Genomic DNA, 26,122 nt, shown 5'->3' with positions numbered 1-26,122 from the left:
TAATGTTAAGTTATACTAAGAATTGAAATAAATCGGGTTTGTCGTTTAGATAATCCCCATAAAAATTATGAAGCTTCATTTTAGTAATTAAAGGGTCTAAATCTGATGGAGACTTGAGTTCTAAACCGACAACAGCAACATCATTTTCGCGATTTACCTTTTTAGTATACTCAAAATGGGTAATATCGTCTGTTGGTCCTAAAATATCAACCACAAATTCACGTAAAGCTCCGGCACGTTGCGGGAATTTTATAATGAAATAATGTTTGAGGTTTGCGTAGAGTAGGGCGCGTTCTTTAATTTCGGCAGTACGTGTGATATCGTTATTACTGCCGCTAATAACACATACGACATTTTTATCTTTAATGTCATCTGAAAATTGCTCCAGAGCAGAAATACTCAAAGCACCTGCAGGCTCTACCACAATGGCGTCTTTATTATATAAATCTAAAATGGTCTGACAAATTTTACCTTCATCAACAGTAACCACATCGCTTAAGGTCTCTTTACAGATAGCAAAATTTAAATCACCAACACGTTTTACGGCTGCACCATCTACAAAGTTTTCGATAGACTTAAGTTCGGTGTTTCGATTGTTTTTTAGTGATGTCAACATGGATGGAGCACCTTTAGGTTCGACACCAATAATTTTTGTTTGTGGTGATAAGATTTTAAAAACACTCGATAATCCAGCAGATAAACCTCCACCACCAATTGGTACAAACACATAATGTATAGGATGCGTTTTTGCTTGATCTATTATTTCTAAACCAACTGTTGCTTGTCCTTCAATAACTTTTTCATCATTAAACGGATGGATAAACGTTTTGTTTAAACGTTCAGATGTCTCAATAGCAGCATGGTAGGCATCATCAAATGTATCGCCAACTAAAATCACATCGATATAATCTTCACCAAACATTTTGACCTGATCAATTTTTTGATTAGGTGTTGGTGAAGGCATAAAAATAGTGCCTTTAATTTTTAATAGTTTACATGAAATAGCAACGCCCTGAGCGTGGTTTCCAGCACTGGCGCATACAATTTCATTTTCTATTTGGGAAGCTGATAAGGATGAAATCTTATTATAAGCGCCACGGATTTTATACGAACGCACCTCTTGTAAGTCTTCCCTTTTAAAGTAAACATTGGCACCAAACTGCTTAGAATAATGTGCGTTTTTAATTAAAGGTGTGACCGAAGCAATACCTTTTAATTTTTTAGCAGCAGCTTCAATGGCTTTTAAGGTTGGTTTGTATAATATTGTGGTTTTTTCCATGTTTTAGAGCTACTAAATCAGCTTCAATGAGTGATAAAATGTGTTTATACTAATACTGAATCTTGCGCTTTTACAGCTTCTGTTTTTATCACTTTCATCGCTGTCATAGCAGCACGTAAACGTTTTCCAACCGCTTCTATTGGATGATTTCTAATAGCGTCATTTACTGCGATTAATTCGACATTATCAACGCTATTTGATTTTGAAAATGCTGTTCCGATAATCGATGTATCAACAGTTTTCATAAAATCGGTCAATAAAGGTTTACAAGCATGATCAAATAAATAACAGCCATATTCCGCAGTATCAGAAATAACACGGTTCATTTCGAATAATTTCTTTCTTGCAATGGTGTTCGCAATTAATGGCAGCTCGTGTAAAGATTCGTAATAGGCTGAATCTTCAATAATACCAGCGCTTACCATGGTTTCGAAAGCTAATTCTACACCAGATTTCACAAAAGCAACCAATAAAACACCATGATCAAAATATTCTTGCTCGCTTATATGGTTCGATGTTAAAGCTGTTTTTTCAAACGCGGTTTCACCTGTTTCTGCTCGCCATTTTAAAAGATTGACATCGTCATTTGCCCAGTCTTCCATCATGGTTTTTGAGAAATGACCAGAAATGATATCGTCCATATGTTTTTCAAATAGAGGACGCATAATATCTTTTAATTCTTCAGATAATTGGTAGGCTTTAAGTTTTGCCGGATTTGATAAACGATCCATCATGTTGGTAATACCACCATGTTTTAACGCTTCGGTTATGGTTTCCCATCCAAACTGAATTAATTTTGCTGCATAGCCAGGTTCAATACCTTCTTCAACCATTTTATCAAACGATAGGATAGCTCCTGTTTGCAATAAACCACAAAGAATGGTTTGCTCACCCATTAAGTCAGATTTGACTTCAGCAATAAAAGACGATTCTAAAACACCAGCTCTATGTCCGCCAGTCGCCGCAGCATAAGCTTTAGCTTGAGCCCAACCCTTATTTTCTGGATCATTTTCTGGATGCACAGCAATAAGTGTAGGTACACCAAATCCGCGTTTATACTCTTCACGAACTTCGGTGCCAGGACATTTTGGTGCAACCATGATTACGGTTAAATCCTCACGAATTTTAGTGCCTTCTTCAACGATATTAAAGCCATGAGAATAACTTAAGGTTGCTCCTTTTTTCATTAAAGGCATAACTGCCTTTACAACATTGGTGTGTTGTTTGTCTGGCGTTAAGTTTAATACCAAATCTGCCGTCGGAATTAAGTCATCATAAGTCCCAACATTAAAACCGTTTGATGTCGCATTTTTATAAGAATCGCGTTTTTCATCAATGGCTACTTGGCGTAAAGCATAAGCGATATCTAAGCCAGAGTCGCGCATGTTTAGCCCTTGATTTAAACCTTGAGCACCACAACCAACGATGACGATTTTCTTTCCTTTTAATGCGTTGACGCCATCTTCAAATTCTGAAGCATCCATAAAACGACATTTTCCTAATTGATCAAGTTGGTTTCTTAATGGTAATGTGTTAAAGTAATTTGACATTTTCTTTTCTTTTTTAATGTTGAAATGCTTTGAGCATGGTTGATATTTTCATTTCGTCTTTAGTAACAGCAACTCGACCTGAACGCGTAAACTGCATGATGCCAAAGACACTTAATTCTCTATATAATAATTCGAGTTCTTCTCTTCGTCCCGATTTTTCTAAAACAAAAAAATCTTTGTTAACTGTTACAATTCTAGCGTTACTTTCTTTGATGATATTCTGAATTTGACGTTCATCAAATAATAAATCAGATTTGATTTTGAACAAACATGATTCTTGATAAATAGTTTCTTCTTCGGTGTGATAATACGCTTTAATGACTTCCACTTGTTTTTCAATCTGACCTTGAATTTTTTTCATTTGAGATTCTGTCACGTTGACAACAATGGTAAATCTAGAAACGCCTTCAATTTCGGAAAGGGACGTATTTAAACTTTCAATATTAATGTGACGTCTTTGAAAAATGGCTGAAATTCTATTTAACAAGCCAATATTATTTTCAGTATACACCGAAACTGTAAATTGTTTTATTTCGTTCTCCATAATTATTCTAATCTTATATCTGAAACGCTTGCACCTGTTGGAATCATAGGAAACACATTGTCTTCTTTTTCGACTCTAACTTCTAAAAAATAAGGACCTTTACAGTCGACCATTTCTTTGACAGCGCTTTTTAAATCTTTTCTTTCGGTTACTTTTTTGGCTTCAATATGATATCCTTTTGCAATGGCCACAAAATCTGGATTGACCATTTCGGTGGAAGCATAGCGTTTATCAAAGAACAGTTGTTGCCACTGTCGAACCATTCCGAGGAATTCATTATTAAGAACTACGATTTTTACAGGGATATTTTGCTGAAAAATGGTTCCCAGTTCTTGTATGGTCATTTGATAACCTCCATCGCCAGCAATCATAATCACTTCTCTTTCGGGTGCTGCCATTTTTGCGCCAAGAGCAGCCGGTAAAGCAAACCCCATGGTTCCTAAGCCACCCGATGTGATGTTGCTTTTCGACACATTAAAATCGGCATAGCGACAAGCAATCATTTGATGCTGACCAACATCACTTACAATGGCTGCTTCACCTTTGGTTTGGCTATTGATTTCTTTCAATACCTCTCCCATAGTTAGACCATCTTTAACAGGATGTAAATCGTTTTTTATGACTTTTTCAAATTCTATCTGGTATAAATCTTTAAATTGTTGATGCCATTTTGTATGAGAATTTTTATTCAATAATGGCAATAAAGCCTTTAGGCTGGCTTTAGCATCACCTAATACAGCGACATCCGTTTGAACATTTTTATCAACTTCGGCAGGATCGATTTCAAAGTGAACGATTTTGGCTTGCTTAGCATAGGTGGCAAGATTTCCGGTTACACGATCATCAAAGCGCATTCCGATGGCGATTAAAACATCACATTCGTTAGTTAGTACATTTGGTGCATAATTGCCATGCATGCCTACCATGCCAACATTTAAGGGGTGCGAAGTAGGAATAGCCGAAGCACCTAAGATGGTCCATGCAGAAGGAATTCCAGCTTTTTCAATTACGGCCTTAAATTCTTCTTCAGCTTGCCCTAAAATGACTCCTTGTCCCCAAACAATCAATGGTTTTTTAGCATTGTTTATTAAGTCGGCAGCGGCTTTTAGTGTGTCCTCGTTTGTGTCTGGTACAGGTTTGTAACTTCTTACGCCTTTGCATTTTTCATATGTAAAGTCGAATGTTTCAAACTGCGCATCTTTTGTGATATCTATAAGTACAGGTCCTGGTCTTCCGCTTTTGGCTATGTAAAAGGCCTTGGCAAATACTTCAGGAATTTCAGAAGCCTTAGTAATTTGATGATTCCATTTTGTGACTGGTGTTGAAATACCGACGATGTCTGTTTCCTGAAAAGCATCACTTCCTAATAGATGCGAACCGACTTGTCCAGTTATGCAAACCATTGGTGTAGAATCGATTTGTGCATCTGCAATACCAGTAATTAAATTGGTGGCACCAGGACCAGAAGTTGCTATAGCAACACCCACTTTACCTGAAATTCTCGCATAGCCTTGAGCAGCATGTGTTGCGCCTTGTTCATGACGTGTTAAGACATGATGAATTTGATCTTGATACTTATAAAGTTCGTCATAAACAGGCATAATCGCACCGCCAGGATATCCGTAAAGGATATCGACACCTTCTGCTAATAAGCATTTGATAATGGCTTCGCTACCAGAAATACGTTCGGTAGTTTGAGTGTCCTTTGATTCGTCTTTTATTGTTTTTGTTTCCATATTTTCCTGCGAAGGCAGGAATCTCATCCTACCGTTTTATGGTTTTTATTTTATACCCCTCGCTTCGCTTGAGGTTTGTTTTCGTTTTTTTTCTCAGCTATTGGTTTTTTTGACTGAGAGATTCCTGCTTTCGCAGGAACTAGAATTCATCAGTCACACAGCCTTTTGAAGCTGAGGATACTGTTTTTGCATATTTGTATAGAACGCCACGTTCAAATTTTAGCTCTGGAGCTTTCCATTGTTGACGTCTTTTTTGTAGTTCTACTTCAGAAACTTCAAGTGAAATAGAATTTGTTTCGGCATCGATAGAAATAATATCACCATCCTCCACTAAGGCAATTGTACCACCTTCTTGAGCTTCTGGTGTGATGTGTCCCACAACAAATCCGTGGGTGCCTCCAGAGAATCTTCCATCTGTGATTAGAGCGACATCTTTACCTAATCCAGCGCCCATAATGGCAGCAGTTGGTTTAAGCATTTCGGGCATACCTGGTCCGCCTTTTGGGCCTTCATAGCGAATAACGACAACGTCTCCTTTTTCAACTTTTCCATCTCTAATTCCGTCGTTTGCCGCATATTCCCCTTCAAAAACTTTTGCTTTTCCTTTAAAATTTAAGCCTTCCTTGCCTGTGATTTTGGCAACGCTTCCGTCGGATGCTAAATTTCCGTAGAGCATTCTTAAGTGTCCAGAAACTTTAATAGGTTTTTCTATAGGTTTTATCACATCTTGACCTTCTTTTAAATCGTCAACTTCTAATAAGTTTTCGGCAATGGTTTTACCTGTAACTGTAAGGCAGTCGCCATGAATGAGTCCTTTTTTCAGAAGGTATTTTAAAACTGCTGGAATTCCGCCCACAGCATGAACATCTTCCATAAGGTATTTTCCGCTTGGTTTTAAATCGGCTAAAAATGGCGTGTTGTCACTAATGTCTTGAAAATCTTTGAGTGTAAAATCAATCTGAGCAGCTCTTGCAATGGCTAAAAAGTGTAAAACAGCGTTGGTAGAACCACCTAAAATGGTCACTAGTCTAACAGCATTTTCTAAAGATTTTCTTGTGATGATATCTGAAGGCTTGATGTCTTTTTCGAGTAGCACTCTTATCGCTTCACCAGCTTTTATGGATTCATGTTGTTTGGCATGGCTCAATGCTGGGTTAGAAGAATTATAAGGCAAGGTCATGCCTAAAGCTTCAATTGCTGAAGCCATTGTATTTGCAGTATACATGCCACCACAAGCACCAGCGCCAGGACAGGCTTTTTCAACAATATTCTGGTATTCGTTTTCGGTCATGGTACCTGCGACCTTACTTCCCCAAGCTTCAAATGCAGAAACAACGTCTAATTTTTTTCCTTCATGGCAACCAGAATCTATCGTGCCTCCATAAACAAGAATACTAGGTCGGTTTAAACGAATCATTGCCATTAAAGCGCCAGGCATATTTTTATCACAGCCAACTACAGTTATGAGTCCGTCGTAACTCATAGCCTGTACAACAGTTTCCATAGAATCGGCGATAATGTCACGAGATGGTAATGAATAGCGCATTCCGGGAGTTCCCATAGAAATCCCATCACTAACACCAATGGTATTAAAAATCAAGCCAACTACATCTTCATTTTTTGTGCCTTCTTTTACTCGTTTAGCTAAATCATTAAGATGCATATTACAAGGGTTGCCTTCGTATCCAGTACTTGCAATACCTACTATAGGCTTGAAAAAATCTTCCTTGGTTAACCCGATGGCATGTAACATGGCTTGCGCAGCAGGTTGTGTTGGGTCTTGGGTAACGGTTTTACTGTATTTGTTTAATGAACTCATAGTTTTGTTTAGGCAACACTGATTTAAAGGAATAAAATTAGGTTTTGTATTGAGTTTTGGTCTTTGTTTTAAGCCTATGTCGCTAAATTCAATGCTACAGAGATTGTGTTAAATAGTTGATAATAAGTTAAATACGATCATATTATTATGATGTTCAATAGTTATTTTTTTTAGATATAGGATTGAATTTTATGCATCGGGCAGAATTGGCTTTCATCTTTTAATGTGCTGGGGTATAGAATTTAAAAGGGAAAAAAGGCAGTGTTAAAACTTAAATTATTTAGGGAAAATGAAAGTATATAAACCAAAAAACCCGATTCGGATGAATCGGGTTTTTGATGGTGGTGCCTCCAGGAATCGAACCAGGGACACAAGGATTTTCAGTCCTTTGCTCTACCAACTGAGCTAAGGCACCAGTTGCATAAAAATGCGAGTGCAAATATAGACTCATTTTTAATATTCACAAAAAGAAACCATAAAAATTTAAACTAAATATTTGAATCCAGGCTTAAATCGTTGATTTCAATCAAAATAATGTTATAATTTGGTTAATTAATAGACAGAAATGAATCTTCATTTCGTAGTTTTAACGTTTTAAAATAGTTATGAATTTAATTGTTGACGTTGGTAACACATATGTCAAGTTTGCGGTCTATAAGCAAGGCAAGCTAAAGGAGAAAGTAGTAGGAGAGCTAAAGGATTTTGAAAGCATCGCACATGATGTGCTTAAAACGTTTCCAAGTATTGATAGAGCGATAGTGTCTTCCGTAGGGAAATTAAAAAAGACTCAACTTAATATATTAGAAGATCGTTTAGACGTTGTAGAACTTTCGCATAACCTCCAATTACCATTTAAAAATTTATATACAACCCCTCAAACTTTAGGTGTTGATCGTATTGCTTTGGTAAGTGCTTCAGTAGAACAGTTTCCAGATCACAATGTATTAATTATTGATGCAGGAACGTGTATTACTTACGATTTTATTAATACCAAAAATGAATACTTAGGTGGTGCTATTTCTCCTGGTATTCGATTGCGATATAGAACTCTAAATAATTTAACCGCTAATTTACCTTTATTAGACACTAAAATGCCTCAAGATATTTTAGGTGATTCGACTCAAAACGCTATCCATTCGGGAGTTGTATTTGGTGTTTTAAAAGAAATTGATGGTGTTATTGACGATTATGTTAAAAATTATACAGATTTAACAGTTATTTTAACAGGAGGAGATACTAAATTCTTGTCAAACCAATTAAAAAATAGCATATTTGCCAACTCAAATTTTCTTTTAGAAGGTTTGAATTTCATTTTAGAATATAACTCGAGATAATGATAAGAAAACTTGTAATAGTTTTAATTGCCTTTTTTGCATTGCAATCGTATGGTCAAGAAGGAACCGCTTCTCCATATTCATTTTACGGAATAGGAAGTTTAAAATTTAAAGGTACAGTCGAAAATAGAAGTATGGGCGGACTCAGTATCTACACCGATAGTATTCACGTTAATTTACGTAATCCTGCTGCCTATGTTAGCCCTAATCTAAGCATTTGGAACGATGAAAATCGTCCGGTGAAATTCTCAGTAGCAGCAAGTAATAGCAGTTTAAAACTGAAAGCTCAATCTGGAGATTCTAAGGTGAGCGCCACTACTTTTGATTATCTGGCACTTTCAATACCTGTAGGTAAATTTGGATTCGGATTTGGATTAGTGCCTTATACATCAGTAGGTTATAAGTTGGAAGATTCCGATAATAATGTTATTCAAAATAGATATAGAGGTGAAGGTGGCGTCAATAGAGCGTTTTTTGGCTTAGGTTATCAAATAACTAAAAAATTAAGTTTTGGTGTTGACCTTAACTATAACTTCGGGAACATTCAAAACAGCGCCATCGAATTTGTATATGATGAAGATGGAAACCTGGTGCAATACCAATCGAGAGAAAGTAATCGCTCTGATTTAAGCGGACTCAATTTTAACCTTGGGTTAACTTATAAGTCTATGATTAGTGATAAATTAGAGCTGCAAGCCGGATTAACTTATTCGCCTACAAGTGATTTGTCTTCAAAAAATGAACGATCGTTTGCGACGATATTGATTAATCAAACTACAGGACAAGAATTTGTTGTTAATGAGTTTGATGCCGATTTAGAAGCCGATGGTCTTGCTGAAACTGATTTGACATTGCCTTCTAGGTTTTCGTTTGGAGCTGGAATAGGTGCGCCAAAAAAGTGGTTTTTAGGTGCTGAATATACGCTACAAAACACGAGTGATTTTTCAAATCCGATTGTTTCAATAGAAAATGCTAATTTTGTAAACGCCTCTAATATTTCTATTGGTGGTTTCTTTGTCCCAGATTATTCGTCGTTTTCAAATTATTGGAAACGCGTAACTTACAGAGCTGGATTTCATTTTGAAAACACAGGTCTAGAGATTAATAACCAAGCTGTTAATGAGTTTGGCATGTCTTTTGGAGTAGGATTACCAGTTGGAAATACTTTCTCAAATGCTAATATTGGTTTTGAGTTCGGACGAAGAGGAACAACAGACCAAAATTTGATACAAGAAAACTTTTTCAACTTTACTTTAAGTCTGTCATTAAATGATAGATGGTTCCAAAAATTAAAATATAACTAACGTAAAATAAAAGAAGATGAAAACGAAAATCACATTAATACTAGCGGCTTTGTTTATGGCTACGAACTTCGGTTTTGCACAGCAAGATGAAGAGTGTATGCTTAACTTGACGATGATGAACGACTACGTTAAGAGTAAGAAGTACGATCAGGCGTATGAACCTTGGATGGCTGTTAGAAATAAATGTCCAAAATTTAATGCGGCTATTTACCAGTATGGAGAGAAAATCTTAAATCATAAAATCGATAATGCTTCTGGTGCAGAGAAAGTAGCATTTATTGAAGATTATATGGTGCTTTTAGAAAAAGGTAGAGAGTATTATGCATCAAGATATCCTTTAGGAGAAGTTCTAGAGAAGCAAGGTGTTATGATCTACGATAATCAGAAAGAATTAGGAAAGTCTGATATGGACGTATACAATGTTTTTGACAGAGCCTATAAAGAAGATTTAGAAAACTTTAAAAGCACGAAAGCTTTATATGTTTACTTTACAAAAACAGTAGATTTATTTAAAGCTAAAAAGTTTGAACTTCAAAAAGTTTTTGATAAGTATGATGATGTTAATGAGCAATTAGAAAACTTAAATGAGAAGTATGCTAAGTCATTAAATGAACTTATTAAAAAAGAAGAAGGTGGTGCTACTTTAGCAAAAAAAGAAGCACGTTACAAAAAGTACTATCAAGATAAGTTAGAGGCTAACGAAAAGATTGCAGGAAGTTTAGATTCGTATATTGGTGAGTTGGCAAACTGTGAAAACTTAATCCCATTATACAAAAAAGATTTCCCTACGTATAAAAACGATGCAACTTGGTTAAAAAGAGCGGTAAGTAGAATGTACAACAAAGATTGTACTGATGATCCTTTATACATTGACTTGGTAAAAGCATTTGATCAGGTTGATCCTTCTGCTGAAACAAAATACTTTGTATCTACAATATTACGTAAGCAAGGAAAAGATAGAGAAGCCGATGATTATATAAAGCAATCATACGACTTGCAAACAGATCCGTTCAAGAAAGCGAGATTAGCTAAGAAAATTGCTAACGATTTCAAAAAACGTGGTAGCTATGGTTCGGCAAGAACTTACTACAGAGAATCTTTAAAGTTAAACCCATCTGATGGAACGCCTCACTTACAAATCGCATCTATGTATGCGAAGAGTGCAAATAATTGTGGTGCCGATAACTTTAGCAAAAGAGCTGTATTCTGGTATGCTGCACAAGAAGCTCTAAAAGCAGGACAAGTAGATCCTAATTTAAAAGGTGCTGCCAATCAAGCTGCAAACTCTTATAGAGCTAATGCGCCTACTAAATCTGAAATCTTTTCAAAAGGAAATGCAGGTGAAACAATTTCTATCGGATGTTGGATAGGTGGAAGCGTTAAAGTGCCTAGCCTATAAATGCAAACGAAAGTTTTACATACTAATATATACATAGTCACAGCAATTGTTGTGACTATGTTTTTTTCATGTAAAAACGATTTAAAAGAAATAGATAAAATTGGTGTGCTTCAAAACCAACCGATTGGTGAAGCCAAAAACATCAATTTAAAATATACCGAAGCCGAAGATTCTATAGGTAAAGTCATTGCCAATTTAGAAAGCCCGAAAATGCTGGATTATTCTAATAGGGAGTTTTCGTTTTCAGAATTTCCAGATGGTGTTCGCCTCTCACTTTACGATGAGAATAATCAAAAAAATATAGTCTTGGCAGATTATGCCATTGTTTATAATGCTACCGATTTAATCGATTTGCAAGGCAATGTGATTTTAATTACACCACAAAAAGATAGTCTTTTCGCTCAGCAGTTATATTACGACCAAAAACGCGAATGGTTGTTTACCAATCTGCCAGTACGCCTAAAATCGGCCACAGCAAATAACGGTCATGGCGATATTTTTGACTCCGATACCAAGTTTAAAAACTACACCATACTTGAAGGTCGAGGTGATATGATATTAAAAGACTAATTGTTTGTAAAACATCTTTATCTTTGTACTGTAAACTTTAAATTTAAAAATGAAACTACTTCAGTTTTTTCAATACGTCTACTTATTTTTTGCAGTCATATTTATCTATGATGGCATTTCTAATTTAGGTCAAGATGGCAATAGAGCTATTATTTCTTTCGTATTTGCAGCTTTAGCGATATTTATGTTTTTCTTCAGAAGAAAATTCAGAAACAAATTTGGTAATAGAAATGATTCCTAATCATGGACTTTAGCATTGTGATTATTGTTGTTATGCTGTTGCTTTCAGCATTTTTTTCTGGAATGGAAATCGCCTACGTATCCTCCAACAAAATTCACATCGAAATTGAAAAGAAGCAAGGTGATTTTCTGGCTAACATTTTAACCAAACTTACCGAAAAACCATCCAAATTTATTGCCACCATGCTTATTGGTAATAATATAGCACTGGTAGTTTACGGCTTTGTTATGGGCGATGTTTTAGTCGATTGGTTTCAGTCGATGTTACCATCACAATATCAGGTGGTCAATTATTTGCTTTCAGAATTAAGTCTGTTATCACAAACAGTTATTTCTACGATTATCATTTTAATTACAGCCGAGTTTCTACCTAAAGTCTTTTTTCAGATCTATGCCAATTCATTTTTAAAGATTTTTGCCTTTCCAGCCTATTTATTTTATTTGCTGTTTTGGTTTGTGTCTTCATTTATTATTTGGTTATCTGATATGATTTTAAAGCGGTTTTTTAAAACGGAAGGCGATGATGTTCAGTTAGCGATGACCAAAGTAGAATTAGGAAATTATATCAGCGAGCAAATGGAATCGGTTGAAGAGCACGATGAAATTGATAGTGAAATACAGATTTTCCAGAATGCCTTAGAATTTTCCGAAGTCAAAGCACGCGAAGTGATGGTGCCTCGTACCGAAATTATTGCTGTTGAAGTCAATGATAGTATCAAAAATATCAGTACCCTGTTTATCGATTCTGGACTTTCAAAAATTCTGGTTTATAAAGATAATATTGATGATATTTCGGGCTATGTGCATTCGTTTCAGTTGTTTAAAAAACCAAAATCGATTAAATCAATAACCAAGCCTGTCGTCTATGTGCCAGCAACGATGTTGGTGAAAGATGTGCTTAATATTCTGACTAAAAAGCGAAAAAGTATGGCTGTTGTAATTGATGAATATGGTGGTACAGCGGGCATTATGACTATTGAAGATATTGTTGAAGAATTGGTTGGAGAAATTGAAGACGAACACGATAGTGTTGCACTTATAGAAGAAAAAATAGACGATGAAAACTACAAGTTTTCTGCGCGATTGGAAGTCGATTATATCAATGAGACTTACAAAATAAACCTTCCAGAAGGTGAGAATTATGAAACTCTTGGTGGGCTCATAGTTGACGAGGCTGAAGAAATTCCGCAGGTAAATGATGAGGTATTTATTGAGAATTTTAAGTTTACCATTCTCGAAGTGTCTTCAACAAAAATAGATTTGGTAACTCTTCATATTCTTCATGAAGACTAGTATGCGCTCTGCGATTTTGGTGATTCTAACTTTGTTTTTAATTTTTAGCTTGTAAGCTTATTCTGCTTTGAAAGCCTCAGCTTTGCCTAACATTCGATGAAACCCAATAAAAATCGGTAATAAAAACATAATTCTACTTTTATTATTTAATAGAAAATGGTATTTTCGCCCACTTATTATTCGATAAATTATACATTAAAATGGCAGTTTTAAATAAAATTAGACAACGTTCCCTGTTTTTGATACTTATCATCGCATTAGCGTTATTTTCATTTGTACTTACAGACCTGTTTAAAAATAGTGATGCACTATTTGGAGGTTCTCAAGATGTAGTTGCAACTGTAAATGGAAAAAACATCAATAGAATCGATTTCATGTCGAGAGTAGAAAGTATGCAAAGACAGTTAGGTCCTAATGCAACGTCTACACAAGCTATGAACAGAGTTTATGATCAGGAAGTACGTCGTGCAATTATGGCAACGCAATTTGAAGAATTAGGATTGAGCGTTGAGCAAGATCAAATGAAAGATTTATTAAAACAAAATTTTTCTGCGTATCCTGAATTTCAAAATGAAGCAGGGCTTTTTGATGAAAATAAATTAACAGAGTTCATCGCTAACCTTAAAGCCTTAAATGGTGAAAGAGCACTTCTTGGAAACTTCCAACTAAGCTATAATGATTGGGTTAATAACGAAAACTCGATTGCTATTGGTGCACAAGAGCGTGCTTACTACAATATGGTGAAAGCTGGTGTGAATGCAACCTTAAATGAAGCTGAAGTCGATTTTATGTTAGAAAACTCAACACGCGATATCAAATACGTGCAAGTTCCTTATACGACAATCAATGATAGTTTGGTTCAGGTTACAAAATCTGATATCAATGCCTATATAGGTGATAATAAAAAGAAATTTGAAGTGGAAGCATCACGTGATGTTGTTTTTGTTGAATTTAAAGAAGCACCTAGCCTGAAAGATGAAGAAGATTTAAAAGCGAGCTTTGATAAATATATCAACGGAAAAGTGGAATTTGATAATGGGCGTAATGATACCATCAAACCATTCGCTACTGTAAAAGCTTCAGATCTTGAAAATTATATCAATTTTACTGCCGAATCTGATGTTGCTTATACCGATGCTTTCGTTAAGAAAACCGGATTACCAGATGTTGTGGCCGATACCTTATTCAACTTAAATGTTGGTGATGTTTACGGACCTTACAAAGACAGTGATATGATGAAATTAACGAAAATGGTTGCTGTGAGACAATTACCAGATTCAGCTAAAGTTCGTCATATATTAATTCCGCATATGGGCGCTACAAGAGCGGCACCAGAAGTTACTCAAACGGAAGCGCAGGCTAAGGTAACTGCCGATAGTGTTTTAGCAATTGTAAGAGCGAATCGTTCTAAATTCTCTGAATTAGTTACAGCCTTATCTTCAGATGTTGGTAGTGTGGCTAATGGTGGTGAATACGATTTTCACCCAAGCACACAAATGGTTAAGCCTTTTAGTGATTTTGAATTTCAGAATAATGTAGGAGATATTGATGTTGTACAAACTCAATTTGGATTTCATATCATCGAAATATTAGACCAAAAAGGATCGTCTAAAGCAGTGAAAGTTGCGACTATCGCTAAAAAGATTGAGCCTTCAGAAGAAACAATAGATAATATCTTTACAGAGGCTTCTAAATTTGAAATCGCTATACAAGATGCCGATTTTCAGGCTGTAGCCGAAGAGCGTAACCTAAAGGTAAGTCCGGTAAACGGCATTAAAGTATTAGACGAGAACATTCCAGGCTTAGGCGTACAACGACCAATGGTTCGCTGGGCATTTGAAGAAGGAACTAAAGTAGGAGATTACAAACGTTTTTCTGTTGCTAACGGCGGTTATGCTGTAGTGCAATTAGTGAAGAAAACGAAAAAGGGATTAATGAGTCCTGAGAATGCATCTGCAACAGTTCTTAATGATATCAGAAAAGAAAAGAAAGCGAAAATGATTCGTGAAAAAATCACAGGAACTACTGTTGATGAGGTTGCTAAAAACCAAAACCGTCCAACAAGTACTGCTGTAGAATTAAATATGAAGACTCCAACCGTTTCTGGTGCAGGTTCTGAACCTAAAGTTGTAGGGGTTGTGTTTGGCTTAGCTGAAGGTGAAACCTCTGGTTTAATCGATGGTAATAAAGGTGTGTTTATGGTAGAGGTAACCAAAGTTAATCAAGCTACTAAACTTGATAACTACCAGGCTATTGCAAATCGTTTAAGTACAACGCGAGTTAATGCTGCTCAAACTAAAGTCTATAACGCTTTAAAAGAAACAGCCGATATCGAAGATAATAGAGCTAGATTTTACTAAAATCTAAACTTGTAATATTTAAAGAAGCTTCACTATTTGTGGAGCTTTTTTAATATTTAATCAGTTCTGAATAGGAGAGAATCGTTGTATAACCTTTAGCCTCAAAATAGGCTGCTGGATGTGCTTCACAGGCGACCATCACAAAATCACCTCCCCAAGCGCCTAAACTTTTAATACTGCCATTAAAATCACTAAAAAGGACTTGTTTTACAGGGGTTTGTTTAATGACTTCTGAAATGAGCTGTTCGTGGGTTTCCATTAACTTTTGAAAAGCCGATAGTGAATTACAAGTGAGCATCTGCTCGGTTATAGTATTTACTGCCGCCACTGAAGCTGATATGTTGGATCGATTTGCTCTGTAGTGCGCTATACCTTCTCTACTGTTTTGTTTCTGATTCAGATGTACAAAGTAGATGTTGTTTTTGAAGGACGGATTGAAATCTACAGTTTTTACTGAACGTTGCTCGTCACCCTGAACTGGTTTCAGGGTCGCATCTGAGTGGGTTGTGTGTAATTGATACGTCAGACTAGAATCTGCACTGGCACAAGCGATGTCGTAACCACTTCCACCAAAAGTTGCTTCTAAGAGTTGGTACGGATTTACTTTTGCCCAACGCGCTATATTATGAATTAAAGTCGAAGATGTTCCTAAACCCCAATATCTCGGAAATTCTAATACAGTTTTAATGTGATAGCCTTCGGAAGTGTTTAAAAATTCAGGATTGAGCTGTTGAGCCGCTTTTAGTATGTGTAATAATCGTTCAGAAATCGGTTCGTCATTCTGAACTTGTTTCAGAATCTCATTGTTTTGTAAATCAAATTCCGTCTCAAACCAAACAGCTCCGTTTTCATCCTTACTTGTCCATTTTAATTTGCCAAGATCTCCTTTTTTAACAACTAGTGATTGTCCGTAAACTGTTGGAACAGCTAGAGCCAAAGCGCCATCAAGAACTAGGTATTCTCCAGTTAATAATAATTTTCCGTGGCTGTAGAAACGTCTCATTTATTGTCTTAGTTTTTCAATAGCGCTCACTACAGCACTATGAGTTACTGTATGGGTTTTGAAATGTTCTACGAGGCTTGCTTTTTCTTCGGAAGTGGCTTCAAACTGATTTAAAATATTCATCAAATGCATTTTCATATGTCCTTCCTGAATCCCCGTTGTTGTTAACGAACGTAAGGCTGCAAAATTTTGAGCTAAACCTGCAACAGCAACTATTTTCATGAGTTCTTTTGCCGAAGGATTGCCTAACATTTCAAGCGCAAGTTTAACTAATGGATGAAGTTTTGTTAAACCACCAACGGTTCCTAAGGCGAGTGGGATTTCCATCCAAAACTTAAACACACCCTGTTCTATTTTGGCATGGGTTAAACTGCTGTATGTGCCAAGTCTTGACGCATAGGCATGAACGCCAGCTTCAACGGCTCTAAAATCGTTTCCTGTTGCTAAAATCACGGCATCAATTCCATTCATAATACCTTTATTATGAGTGACAGCCCGATACGGCTCTACTTCAGCAATTTGAACCGCCTGAACAAATTTTTCAGCAAAGGCTTCGCCCGAAATTGTAGAATTGTCAGTCAATTCTTCTACCTTACAACTCACTTCAGCTCTTACCAAACAATTAGGAACATAGTTGGAGAGAATAGACATGATAACTATAAGGTCATGCTCCAGAGTTTTAGCGGCTTCTTGCTTCAGTGTTTTAGCAAACTGTTCTAAACAAGAATTAATAAAATTAGCACCCATCGCATCCAAAGTCTCAAAAGTAGCATGCAATTGATAGTAATGTTCTAAAGAGTCTGTTTTGTCGTTTAGTGTTATATCTATAATCCCACCACCACGCTGTTCCATACTATGTGTAATAGGTTGAGCAGCTTTTATCAGTTGGGGTTTTAGGATTTTAAAGAAGGATTGTAGGGTTTCAGTTTCGCCTTTATAGGTAAAATGGACTTGACCAATTTTTTCCGTAGAAAGTACTTCAGCTCTGAATCCGCCGCGATCAGACCAAAATTTAGCGGCTTTACTGGCAGCAGCAACAACAGAACTTTCTTCAATTGCCATTGGAATTGTATAAACGCTGTCATTAATTAAAAAATTTGGTGCAACACCCAAAGGCAAATAATAATTAGTAATGGTGTTTTCTATAAACTCATCGTGAAGTTGCTGTAGTTTTTTATCAGAATTCCAATATTGTTTTATCAGGTTTTTAGCCGATTCGGAATCAGTAAAATAAGTATCGGCAATCCAATCAATTTTTTTAGATTTTGATAATTTAGAAAAGCCAGTAATGGTTTTGTTCATCTCTACTATTTAAAATTTGTAGGCAAGAAACTGCTTACAAATGCAAAATGCAAAGATACTATTCTTGGTATTATTATTGATGCCTAATGATAATATTGACTATTTAACATGCAATAGTTACTGTTTTTTGCATTATTTTTAGTAAACTTGGCATTATTTTATCATAAAAATAACCCTATGAACATATTCAAATCGGTTTCACTACTTCTGTTTTTTATAACCGCTTTAGCCTCAGCACAAAATAAAGAAATTACATTAGAAGAAATTTGGGATGGTACCTTTAGAACCGAAAGAATGGATGCTTTGCATTCGATGAAAAACGGACAACAATACTCGGTTTTGAATTATGAAGACAGAACCTCTCAAATCGATATTTACGACTACAAAACACTGCGTAAGGTTAAAACGCTTTTGAGCTCGGCCGATATTAATGCAATTGATTATTTTACCGATTATACATTTAGTGATGACGAATCTAAAGTCTTACTAGCGACAAATGTTGAGCCTATTTTTAGACGTTCCTCTCTAGGACAATACTTTATTTACGACACTAAAACACAACAGACGACTTTAGTTGCTGAGGATAAAATTCAAGAGCCTACATTTTCACCCGATGGTTCTAAAATAGCCTACGGTTTAAATAATAACTTGTATGTAAAAGATTTAGCTTCAGGAAAAACGAGCCAGATTACATTTGATGGCGAAAAAAATAAGATTATTAATGGGATTACAGACTGGGTTTATGAAGAAGAATTTAGTTTTGTTCGCGCTTTTGAATGGAATGCCTCTGGAAATAAAATTGCGTTTATACGTTTTGATGAAACTAATGTTCCGGAATTTTCTATGGATGTCTACGGAAGTCAGCTCTACCAGACACAGCAAGTGTTTAAGTATCCTAAAGCAGGAGAAACTAACTCTGAAGTATCCTTACATATCTATGATTTAGCTTCAAATAAAGCTCAGCAAGTTCAGCTAGACAAGACTTATAAAGATTTTTATATCCCAAGAATTAAATGGACCAATGCTGCAAATACCTTAAGTGCCCAATACATGAACAGGCATCAAAACGAATTGGATTTATGGATGATTAATGCTGAAACCCTAAAAGGGGATTTGGTGTTGGCCGAAACCGACAAGGCTTATATTGATGTCACATTTAATCTCACATTTTTAAAAGATAACAGCTTTATCTGGACCAGCGAGAAAGATGGATGGAATCATATCTATCACTATGATAAGAACGGGAAATTAATCAATCAGGTGACTTCGGGATCATGGGAAGTCACTAATTATTATGGTTATAATGAAAAGACAAAGCGTATCTTCTATCAATCTACTGAAGATGGCTCCATCAACAGAAGCATTTATTCTATCGGACTTAACGGAAAAAAGAAGCAACGCCTGACCAAAACTACAGGAACCAATTCCGCAGCATTTAGTGCAGATTTTACCTACTTTATCAATACCTTTTCTAGTGCTACCAATCCGCCAGAATACACACTAAACAACTCTAAAACCGGAGATTTAGTGAAGAGTATTAAAGACAATGATAAGTTAGCACAAAAGGTGGCAGGCTATACGACCTCTGAAAAAGAATTTTCTACCATCAATGTTAATGGTAACGACTTAAATATGTGGATGATTAAACCTGCAAATTTTGATGAGACAAAACGCTATCCCCTGTTTATGTATCAATATTCTGGACCTGGCTCTCAGCAAGTAGTGAATCGCTGGAATGGTCCTAATGATTATTGGTATCAACACTTAGCGCAGCAAGGTTATATTGTGGTTTGTATTGATGGAAGAGGAACCGGACTTAAAGGTGCCGATTTTAAAAAAGTGACACAAAATGAATTAGGAAAATACGAAGTTGAAGATCAAATTGCAGCGGCTAAGAAATTGGCTAAGCGACCGTATATTGACGAAAATAATATCGGAATCTGGGGCTGGAGTTATGGCGGATTTATGAGTAGTAACGCCTTATTTAAAGGGAATGATACTTTTTCTATGGCTATCGCAGTCGCACCTGTGACCAGCTGGAGGTTTTATGATACTATTTATACAGAACGCTATATGACGACGCCTCAAGAAAATCCTTCAGGCTATGATGAAAACTCGCCAATCAATCATGTTGATAAATTAAAAGGCGATTTTTTATTGATTCATGGTACAGGTGACGATAATGTTCATGTTCAAAATACCATGCGTATGGTTGAGGCTTTGATTCAGGCCGATAAACAATTTGAATGGATGATTTACCCAGATAAAAATCATGGAATTTACGGAGGAAACACAAGATTACACCTCTATAAAAAAATGACGAACTTCATTCACGATACCTTAGGAAAAGATCGTAAAATGGATACAGCATCTGAAGAGAAGCAAGTCAAAATTAAAGGATAAAATACTAACTAATACTTAAAATTATGTCAACAACAGCAAAGCCAATTCATCAAAAAGAACTATTTGGACACCCAGTAGGTTTATATGTGTTATTTTTCACAGAAATGTGGGAGCGCTTTTCCTATTACGGAATGCGAGCTATTTTAGTGCTTTATTTAGTTGCAGCAACTCAAGAAGATAATGCAGGATTAGGATGGACTAATGGTGAGGCATTAGCATTATATGGTTGGTATACCATGCTTGTTTATGTAGCTTCTATTCCTGGTGGATGGATAGCTGATAAGTTTTTAGGACAAAAAAAATCGGTATTATATGGCGGTATATTGCTTGTTGCAGGTCACAGCATTTTAGCGATAGAGCAAATGTGGGCTTTTTATACAGGTCTCGGATTAATTATCGCTGGAGTTGGAATGTTAAAACCGAATATTTCAACTATGGTTGGAGGTTTGTATAAACAAGGCGATATTAGAAGAGATAAAGGGTTTACAATATTTTATATTGGAATTAATGTTGGTGCCTTTTTATCAAGTTTAATTGTTGGTTATGTTGGAGAAGTGCATGGATGGCATTATGGCTTTGGGTTAGCTGGGATTGGTATGGCGCTTGGTTTGATACAATATTTAGTAGGTCAAAAGTACTTGACTCATGTTGGGAATTTTACCGGAAATTCAGACAATGAAGAAGAAAAAGCGGCGATGAAACGTCCTTTAACTAAAGTAGAAAAAGATCGTGTTATAGTATTGTTCATATCGTTTTTATTAGTCATCGTATTTTGGGGTGCCTTTGAACAAGCTGGAGGTTTAATGAATATATATGCTATGGATAACACTGATAGGATGTTATTAGGTTGGGAAGTGCCTGCATCCTGGTTTCAATCTTTGAATGCCATGTTTATCATTTTCTTAGGAACGACTGTAGCTGCTTATTGGGCACGAAGAAAACTTAAAGGAAAAATTGCAACGTCATTATTTAAAATGATTATTGGATTGATTATTATGGGGACCGGATTCTTTTTCATGTCTGCTGCGTCATCACAATTTGAAAGTTCAGGATCTTCTGCAATGTATTGGTTAGTTTTAGCTTATTTATTCCACACGATTGGTGAGCTTTGTATTTCTCCTGTAGCCTTATCATATATAACAAAATTAGCGCCATTAAAATATGCTTCTCTAATGATGGGCGTCTATTTTGCTATGACTGGATTTGGTAATAAGCTTGCTGGATTATTAGGTGAAGCCTCCGAAAAGTTAGGAGAGTTCACTATTTTTACTGGTATAGCTGGGTTTTGTGTGCTTTTCGGACTGTTAGTTTTAGTGTTTAGAAAGAAATTAGAAACCCTAACCCATGGTGCTGAAGACAATGAAAGAGAAATTTTGGAGCAAGAGGGTTATGAATTAGCAGATCCAGACTTAAACGAATAAACTATAAATTTAAACCTCTTATAATTTCTATGTTATAAGAGGTTCTATGTTTTAACTAAATATGCTTCCTATGAGTACAGATATTGAAAATCTATTTAAAGACAAAGTTATTGGGCATCCAGCTGGATTGTTTGTGATATTTTTCACAGAAATGTGGGAACGTTTTTCGTTCTATGGAATGCGAATTCTTTTGGTGCTTTTCCTTACAGCTCCAATTATTAGTGATAACCCTGGATGGGACTGGCCACGTGAACATGCCTTATCACTCATTGGAACTTACGGTGCTTTATTATATTTAACACCAATAGTTGGTGGTTGGCTTGCCGATAAATTTACAGGCTATAAATGGGCAGTAATTATTGGTTGCTTTATCATGATGCTAGGGCATGCTGCAATGGTATTTGAAACACCTTGGTCCTTGTATTTAGGTCTTGCTTTATTAATCATCGGAACTGGATTTTTTAAGCCGAATATGACCTCGATGATATCTGAAATGTATAAAGGCAAAGAATCCAAAAAAGATGGCGCTTATACCATTTATTACATGGGTGTAAATGCAGGAGCCTTTTTTGGAATGATGCTTTGTGGTTATTTAGCCGAAAATATAGGCTGGAGTTATGGCTTTGGTTTGGCTGGAATATTTATGTTGTTAGGATTAATTCAGTTTTGGTTAGCGAAAGACTTATTTGGTCAAATTGGAGAAAGACCCACTAAAATACATGAAGTCGAATTGCCGCAAAACATTAATGAAGAGAGTCCGAAAGCACATATTAGAGACGATGATGCTGAAAAGTTAAATCCGTTTACAACTTTAGATAAGATCCTAATTGTTTTATCCTCCTTAGGTGGTTTACTTTACCTTTTTAATGATCCGTTGTCAATTATAGGAGATGTTGATCTTTTACCGTTTTCTATTGGAGATATGAATGGTTCTAATGTTACTATCTTAGTAGCATTAGCTTTGTTTTTATTTTTAATAATTTCAAGAATTTCGAGGTATTCAAAAATCGTCAGAGATCGAATTATTGCTGTGTCTGTTTTTGGTGTTTTTACAGTTTTCTTTTTTGCTGCTTTTGAGCAATCGCTTGGATCGATGACCTTATTTGCTCGTGATTATACTGAACGTGCACTTACAGGTAATTCAGCAACAATTTTCAAAATCATAGATTTGATTCTAACGGTAGTCCCATTAGCAATTATTACTTGGGTATTATATTTATTATTCAAAAAGACGTATAAAAAAATTCCTTATTCAAATATCATACTAGCGCTTACCTTCGTTTTTTTATGGTACGTTGTGTTTTATAAAGTAAATAACGAATTTAGTAAAGATGCTACCGAAGTACCTGCATCATGGTTTGGAATATTAAACTCCTTCTTTATCATCACACTGGCACCTTTTTTTTCAAGGTGGTGGGAAAGCAAATACAACCCAAGTGCTGCCATGAAATATGGGATCGGACTTATTCTATTAGGCTTAGGGTTTGGGATATTAGTGTTTGGTACTATGGGTATTCCTCAAGGCGCCAAAACAGCCTCTGTAAGTATGATATTTTTAATCTTGGCTTATTTGTTCCATACTATGGGTGAATTATGTATATCACCTGTAGGCTTATCTTACCTAAGTAAATTGGTTCCTGGTCGTATGATTGGTTTTATGTTTGGTATTTGGTATTTGGCAATTGCAATTGGTCAAAAATCGGCAGGAAAAATGGGAGGAATGATTGATAAAATCACTGAAGAGCACTCACTAAGTACGTTTTTTTTAATCTTTACTTTGGTTCCCGCAGCTGTTGGTCTTGTTTCAATGGTGCTTAATCCTGTGCTAAAAAGATTAATGCATGGTGTACGATAATCGAATAAAATCGTTAAAATAACGCAAAATGCTCCTGATTAGGAGCATTTTTTGTAAGTTCGGAATAACTTTTGCAACAAATCAGATTATGAAGAAAATAGTTTTAATATTAGCAGTAGCCTTGTTATCATCAAGTACTGTTATCGCACAATCGCTAGAAATTAACTGGATGACTTTTGAAGAAGCGTTGGCTGCACAAAAGAAAAAGCCTAAAAAAATTATGATGGATGTCTATACAAATTGGTGTGGTCCATGTAAAATGCTCGATAAAAATACTTTTCGCAATAAAGATGTTGTGGAGTACATCAATAAAAACTATTATGCAGTAAAGTTTAATGGTGAAGGGAATTCTGAAGTTAGCTATAAAGGAAAAAATTACACCAATCCTAACTATAAGGAAGAATTAAAAAATCGTCGCAATGGTGCGCACGAATTAACTCGTGTGTTAGGGATTAGAGCTTATCCAACCATCGTTTATTTTGACGAAAAAGGTGAGAAAATACAACCTATAAGCGGGTATATGAAACCGAGACAAATCGAGCTATACCTCAAGTTATTTCATACAGATGACTATAAAGACATCACAACTCAGGAGCAATTTAATGCCTATTACAAAGCATTCAAGCCTGAGTTTCAAGAGTAATATACAACTTACTTAATGATAAACGCTCCCTTTTTGCCAGTTTGGTGAAAAGGGAGTTGTCGTTTAACACAGGTTAGTTCCCAGCGTTTGATATAGGATTTGTAGTTACTGCCATCGGCAATGATAAATTTAGGCTGAATAGAATCGATCATCCGTTCTAAATTAATTCTTGGAGAGTTTCGCAGCAGAACATAATCTGGCTTAAAGGATTTTATATTGTAAACACCTAAACTATCTATCACAAGTATCGTTTTATTCTGAAAAATAAACACCGAATGTAATACCTCTTGATTCAGCTTAGAAATATGATTTCCCACCGAATAATTGGTGATTATTTGGCTGTTTGAAATTGTACTGGTATCAACATTGTGATATATAGTCAGCTCAGAATCTACCTTATGACCTAAAATACTGGATCTGCTTTTATGGAAAATAGTAAATGCTTGATTTGCATTTTTATGGTTCAATATTAATCCGGTAGCTTGTGCCATAATAAGACTAATTAATACCCATGACATCCGCTTAGCGGTCCGTTTTCTAATCGCTAAAACAGTCGTTATAAGTAATAGGTACGAAACCAGTACCTGAGGGAGTTCAAAGGAAATATTTTTCAGTAGAAAAACATCTTGCTTTGCAACCCAATTAACAATCCAGTTCATCCAGGCAATCATGGTTCCGAAGAGCGTCGCGAGTAGTTCCGGAAGGCTATTCAATAGCGCTAGAACAATCACTAGAATACCAAGCCCAAGGAGAATACCTAAAAAAGGAATGATGGCTAAATTGGAAATGAAAAATAGACCTGGAAATTGATGGAAATAGTATAAACTTATAGGAACGACTCCGCATTGAGCTGCTAAGGTAACAGTTAATATCTGCCAGAAATAATTGATAACTTTCCAGCGTGGCTGCCACAACTTCGCTAGTAGTGGTTGAATGCTTACGATAGCCAAAACAGCCAGATAACTCATTTGAAATCCAACATCAAACACAAACATGGGTTTGCATATTAAAAGCATTAACACTGAAATTGCTAATGTGTTGTAAATATTGGTTGTGCGTTTCCAATGCATCGCAATAGCAACAATACTAAACATCGTAACAGCTCTGGTAACCGATGCCGAAAGTCCGGCTATAACCGCAAAGGACCATAATAGCATAAGAATGATAACAACCTTAATAAATTTTCCTCTTTTATATCGTTCTATAGGTCGAAGGGTTTGGTTGAGTAATAGTAATATAATACCAACATGTAATCCTGAAACGGCCAGAATATGAATAGCTCCTGCATCGACATAATGCTCATACAGATCTTTACTCATATCTTGACGCTGACCAAGCAAAAGGGCATTAATTATGGCTAGCTCATCGGCTTTGAAGTTATAGGTTATAAGTTGTTTGTTTATTGTATTCCGCAATATGGAAGCATAGCCAATTATGGTGTGTGGTTCTGAATTTATAGTTAATAATGAAGCGGGTTCTATAACGAGCTGATGGTGAATATCCTGTTTTTCTAAATAGGCTTTATAATTAAATTGATTCGGATTTAAAGGTAATGGTAAGGGTTTGAATTCTGCATAAGTCAAGAGGACATCATCTATAGTCAACACTTTGTTAATACTGTCTTTAGTGATGTTAAGCAAGGTGGTGCCAGTAACTGATTTATTGTCGATGCTGATGAGCTCTGCAATATATTTGTTGTAATACAAAGATGGTTTAAGCTGCTCGCGGATTTTAAAAATGATTGTTTTTGGCTGATTGTTTTCTGAAGCTACTAATTTGGTATAATGATTTTTATGGTTTTTTTCATGATGAAGCTGAAGTGTTAACGCTCCAAGGCTCATCATAAATACATAGGCAGCAAGTCCAAACCAAATGCTCTTTTTCAATTGACGATTGGCTATTATAAAAGAACAGACAAATAGGGCGAGAGCACTACAAATACAAATGAATAAGGTGTTTCTGCTTATAGAAGAGTAATAGGACAACACAATGCCAAGTGTAAAGCAAAGTGTGAGTTTGATGATTATAAAATTAAGAGGTTTCACGCTCTTAATATAGTAAATATTC

Annotated in this window: 19 protein-coding genes and 1 tRNA gene; 11 read left to right on the top strand and 9 right to left on the bottom strand. The window is 35.8% G+C overall.

Features of this window, described 5'->3' with window-relative positions; all coding sequences use genetic code 11:
* Positions 1–10 precede the first annotated feature (10 nt).
* The 6 genes from ilvA to N4270_RS01505 form a co-directional block, all read right to left on the bottom strand.
* Complete coding sequence (gene ilvA, locus N4270_RS01530) at positions 11–1,279, bottom strand: threonine ammonia-lyase (RefSeq protein ID WP_260095029.1); 1,269 nt, start codon at positions 1,277–1,279, stop codon at positions 11–13.
* A 44-nt stretch (positions 1,280–1,323) separates the two neighbouring features.
* Positions 1,324–2,829, bottom strand: a complete 1,506-nt coding sequence (gene ilvC / locus N4270_RS01525) for a ketol-acid reductoisomerase (RefSeq protein WP_260095028.1) — start codon at positions 2,827–2,829, stop codon at positions 1,324–1,326.
* A 13-nt stretch (positions 2,830–2,842) separates the two neighbouring features.
* Entirely contained in the window at positions 2,843–3,373 is a 531-nt protein-coding gene (ilvN, locus tag N4270_RS01520) for an acetolactate synthase small subunit (protein WP_260095027.1), read from the bottom strand.
* Between the two features lie 2 nt (positions 3,374–3,375).
* On the bottom strand, positions 3,376–5,109 hold the full coding sequence (gene ilvB, locus N4270_RS01515) for a biosynthetic-type acetolactate synthase large subunit (RefSeq protein WP_260095026.1): 1,734 nt from the start codon (positions 5,107–5,109) through the stop codon (positions 3,376–3,378).
* A gap of 139 nt (positions 5,110–5,248) precedes the next feature.
* The gene (gene ilvD, locus N4270_RS01510) at positions 5,249–6,928 is read right to left on the bottom strand and encodes a dihydroxy-acid dehydratase (RefSeq protein ID WP_260095025.1); all 1,680 of its coding nucleotides are present in this window, start codon (positions 6,926–6,928) and stop codon (positions 5,249–5,251) included.
* A 339-nt stretch (positions 6,929–7,267) separates the two neighbouring features.
* Positions 7,268–7,343 (bottom strand) — tRNA-Phe (locus N4270_RS01505).
* Between the two features lie 190 nt (positions 7,344–7,533).
* Here N4270_RS01505 and N4270_RS01500 point away from each other — a divergent pair.
* The 7 genes from N4270_RS01500 (at position 7,534) to N4270_RS01470 (ending at position 15,428) form a co-directional block, all read left to right on the top strand.
* On the top strand, positions 7,534–8,262 hold the full coding sequence (locus N4270_RS01500) for a type III pantothenate kinase (protein WP_260095024.1): 729 nt from the start codon (positions 7,534–7,536) through the stop codon (positions 8,260–8,262).
* On the top strand, positions 8,262–9,566 hold the full coding sequence (locus tag N4270_RS01495) for a hypothetical protein (protein WP_260095023.1): 1,305 nt from the start codon (positions 8,262–8,264) through the stop codon (positions 9,564–9,566). Before N4270_RS01500 ends, N4270_RS01495 begins: the two co-directional genes overlap by 1 nt.
* 16 nt (positions 9,567–9,582) lie before the next feature.
* Positions 9,583–10,965, top strand: a complete 1,383-nt coding sequence (locus N4270_RS01490) for a hypothetical protein (RefSeq protein ID WP_260095022.1) — start codon at positions 9,583–9,585, stop codon at positions 10,963–10,965.
* Positions 10,966–11,535: an LPS export ABC transporter periplasmic protein LptC gene (gene lptC, locus N4270_RS01485; protein ID WP_260095021.1), complete on the top strand. Its 570-nt coding sequence runs from the start codon at positions 10,966–10,968 to the stop codon at positions 11,533–11,535.
* Positions 11,536–11,584: 49 nt separating this feature from the next.
* Positions 11,585–11,776 carry a hypothetical protein gene (locus tag N4270_RS01480; protein WP_260095020.1) on the top strand — a complete coding sequence of 64 codons (192 nt, stop codon included), beginning with the start codon at positions 11,585–11,587 and terminating at the stop codon, positions 11,774–11,776.
* A gap of 2 nt (positions 11,777–11,778) precedes the next feature.
* Complete coding sequence (locus tag N4270_RS01475) at positions 11,779–13,068, top strand: hemolysin family protein (protein WP_260095019.1); 1,290 nt, start codon at positions 11,779–11,781, stop codon at positions 13,066–13,068.
* A 200-nt stretch (positions 13,069–13,268) separates the two neighbouring features.
* Positions 13,269–15,428: a SurA N-terminal domain-containing protein gene (locus N4270_RS01470; RefSeq protein WP_260095018.1), complete on the top strand. Its 2,160-nt coding sequence runs from the start codon at positions 13,269–13,271 to the stop codon at positions 15,426–15,428.
* A 49-nt stretch (positions 15,429–15,477) separates the two neighbouring features.
* Here N4270_RS01470 and N4270_RS01465 read toward each other — a convergent pair whose 3' ends face one another.
* Both N4270_RS01465 and N4270_RS01460 read right to left on the bottom strand, forming a co-directional pair.
* A complete protein-coding gene (locus tag N4270_RS01465) occupies positions 15,478–16,431 on the bottom strand; it encodes a GYDIA family GHMP kinase (RefSeq protein ID WP_260095017.1) in 954 nt (317 codons plus the stop codon).
* Positions 16,432–17,733: a hydroxymethylglutaryl-CoA reductase, degradative gene (locus N4270_RS01460; RefSeq protein WP_260095016.1), complete on the bottom strand. Its 1,302-nt coding sequence runs from the start codon at positions 17,731–17,733 to the stop codon at positions 16,432–16,434. It abuts the gene before it with no gap.
* A gap of 177 nt (positions 17,734–17,910) precedes the next feature.
* Here N4270_RS01460 and N4270_RS01455 point away from each other — a divergent pair, with 177 nt between their 5' ends.
* The 4 genes from N4270_RS01455 to N4270_RS01440 all read left to right on the top strand — a co-directional run bounded on the left by N4270_RS01455 (position 17,911) and on the right by N4270_RS01440 (position 24,055).
* A complete protein-coding gene (locus N4270_RS01455; protein WP_260095015.1) occupies positions 17,911–20,136 on the top strand; it encodes a S9 family peptidase in 2,226 nt (741 codons plus the stop codon).
* Positions 20,137–20,159: 23 nt separating this feature from the next.
* On the top strand, positions 20,160–21,557 hold the full coding sequence (locus N4270_RS01450) for a peptide MFS transporter (RefSeq protein WP_260095014.1): 1,398 nt from the start codon (positions 20,160–20,162) through the stop codon (positions 21,555–21,557).
* 70 nt (positions 21,558–21,627) lie between these two features.
* Positions 21,628–23,412 (top strand): peptide MFS transporter, encoded by a 1,785-nt coding sequence (locus N4270_RS01445; protein ID WP_260095013.1) that lies wholly within the window; start codon positions 21,628–21,630, stop codon positions 23,410–23,412.
* Positions 23,413–23,497: 85 nt separating this feature from the next.
* Positions 23,498–24,055 carry a thioredoxin fold domain-containing protein gene (locus tag N4270_RS01440; protein WP_260095551.1) on the top strand — a complete coding sequence of 186 codons (558 nt, stop codon included), beginning with the start codon at positions 23,498–23,500 and terminating at the stop codon, positions 24,053–24,055.
* A gap of 8 nt (positions 24,056–24,063) precedes the next feature.
* Here N4270_RS01440 and N4270_RS01435 read toward each other — a convergent pair whose 3' ends face one another.
* Positions 24,064–26,043, bottom strand: coding sequence for a ComEC/Rec2 family competence protein (locus N4270_RS01435; RefSeq protein ID WP_260095548.1), 1,980 nt, complete (start codon positions 26,041–26,043; stop codon positions 24,064–24,066).
* Positions 26,044–26,122: the final 79 nt, after the last annotated feature.

The sequence above is a fragment of the Psychroserpens sp. SPM9 genome, from assembly GCF_025153525.1.
GTDB lineage: Bacteria > Bacteroidota > Bacteroidia > Flavobacteriales > Flavobacteriaceae > Psychroserpens.
Note: the sequence above shows the minus strand (reverse complement) of the source record. Positions and strands in the feature narration are given on the sequence as shown.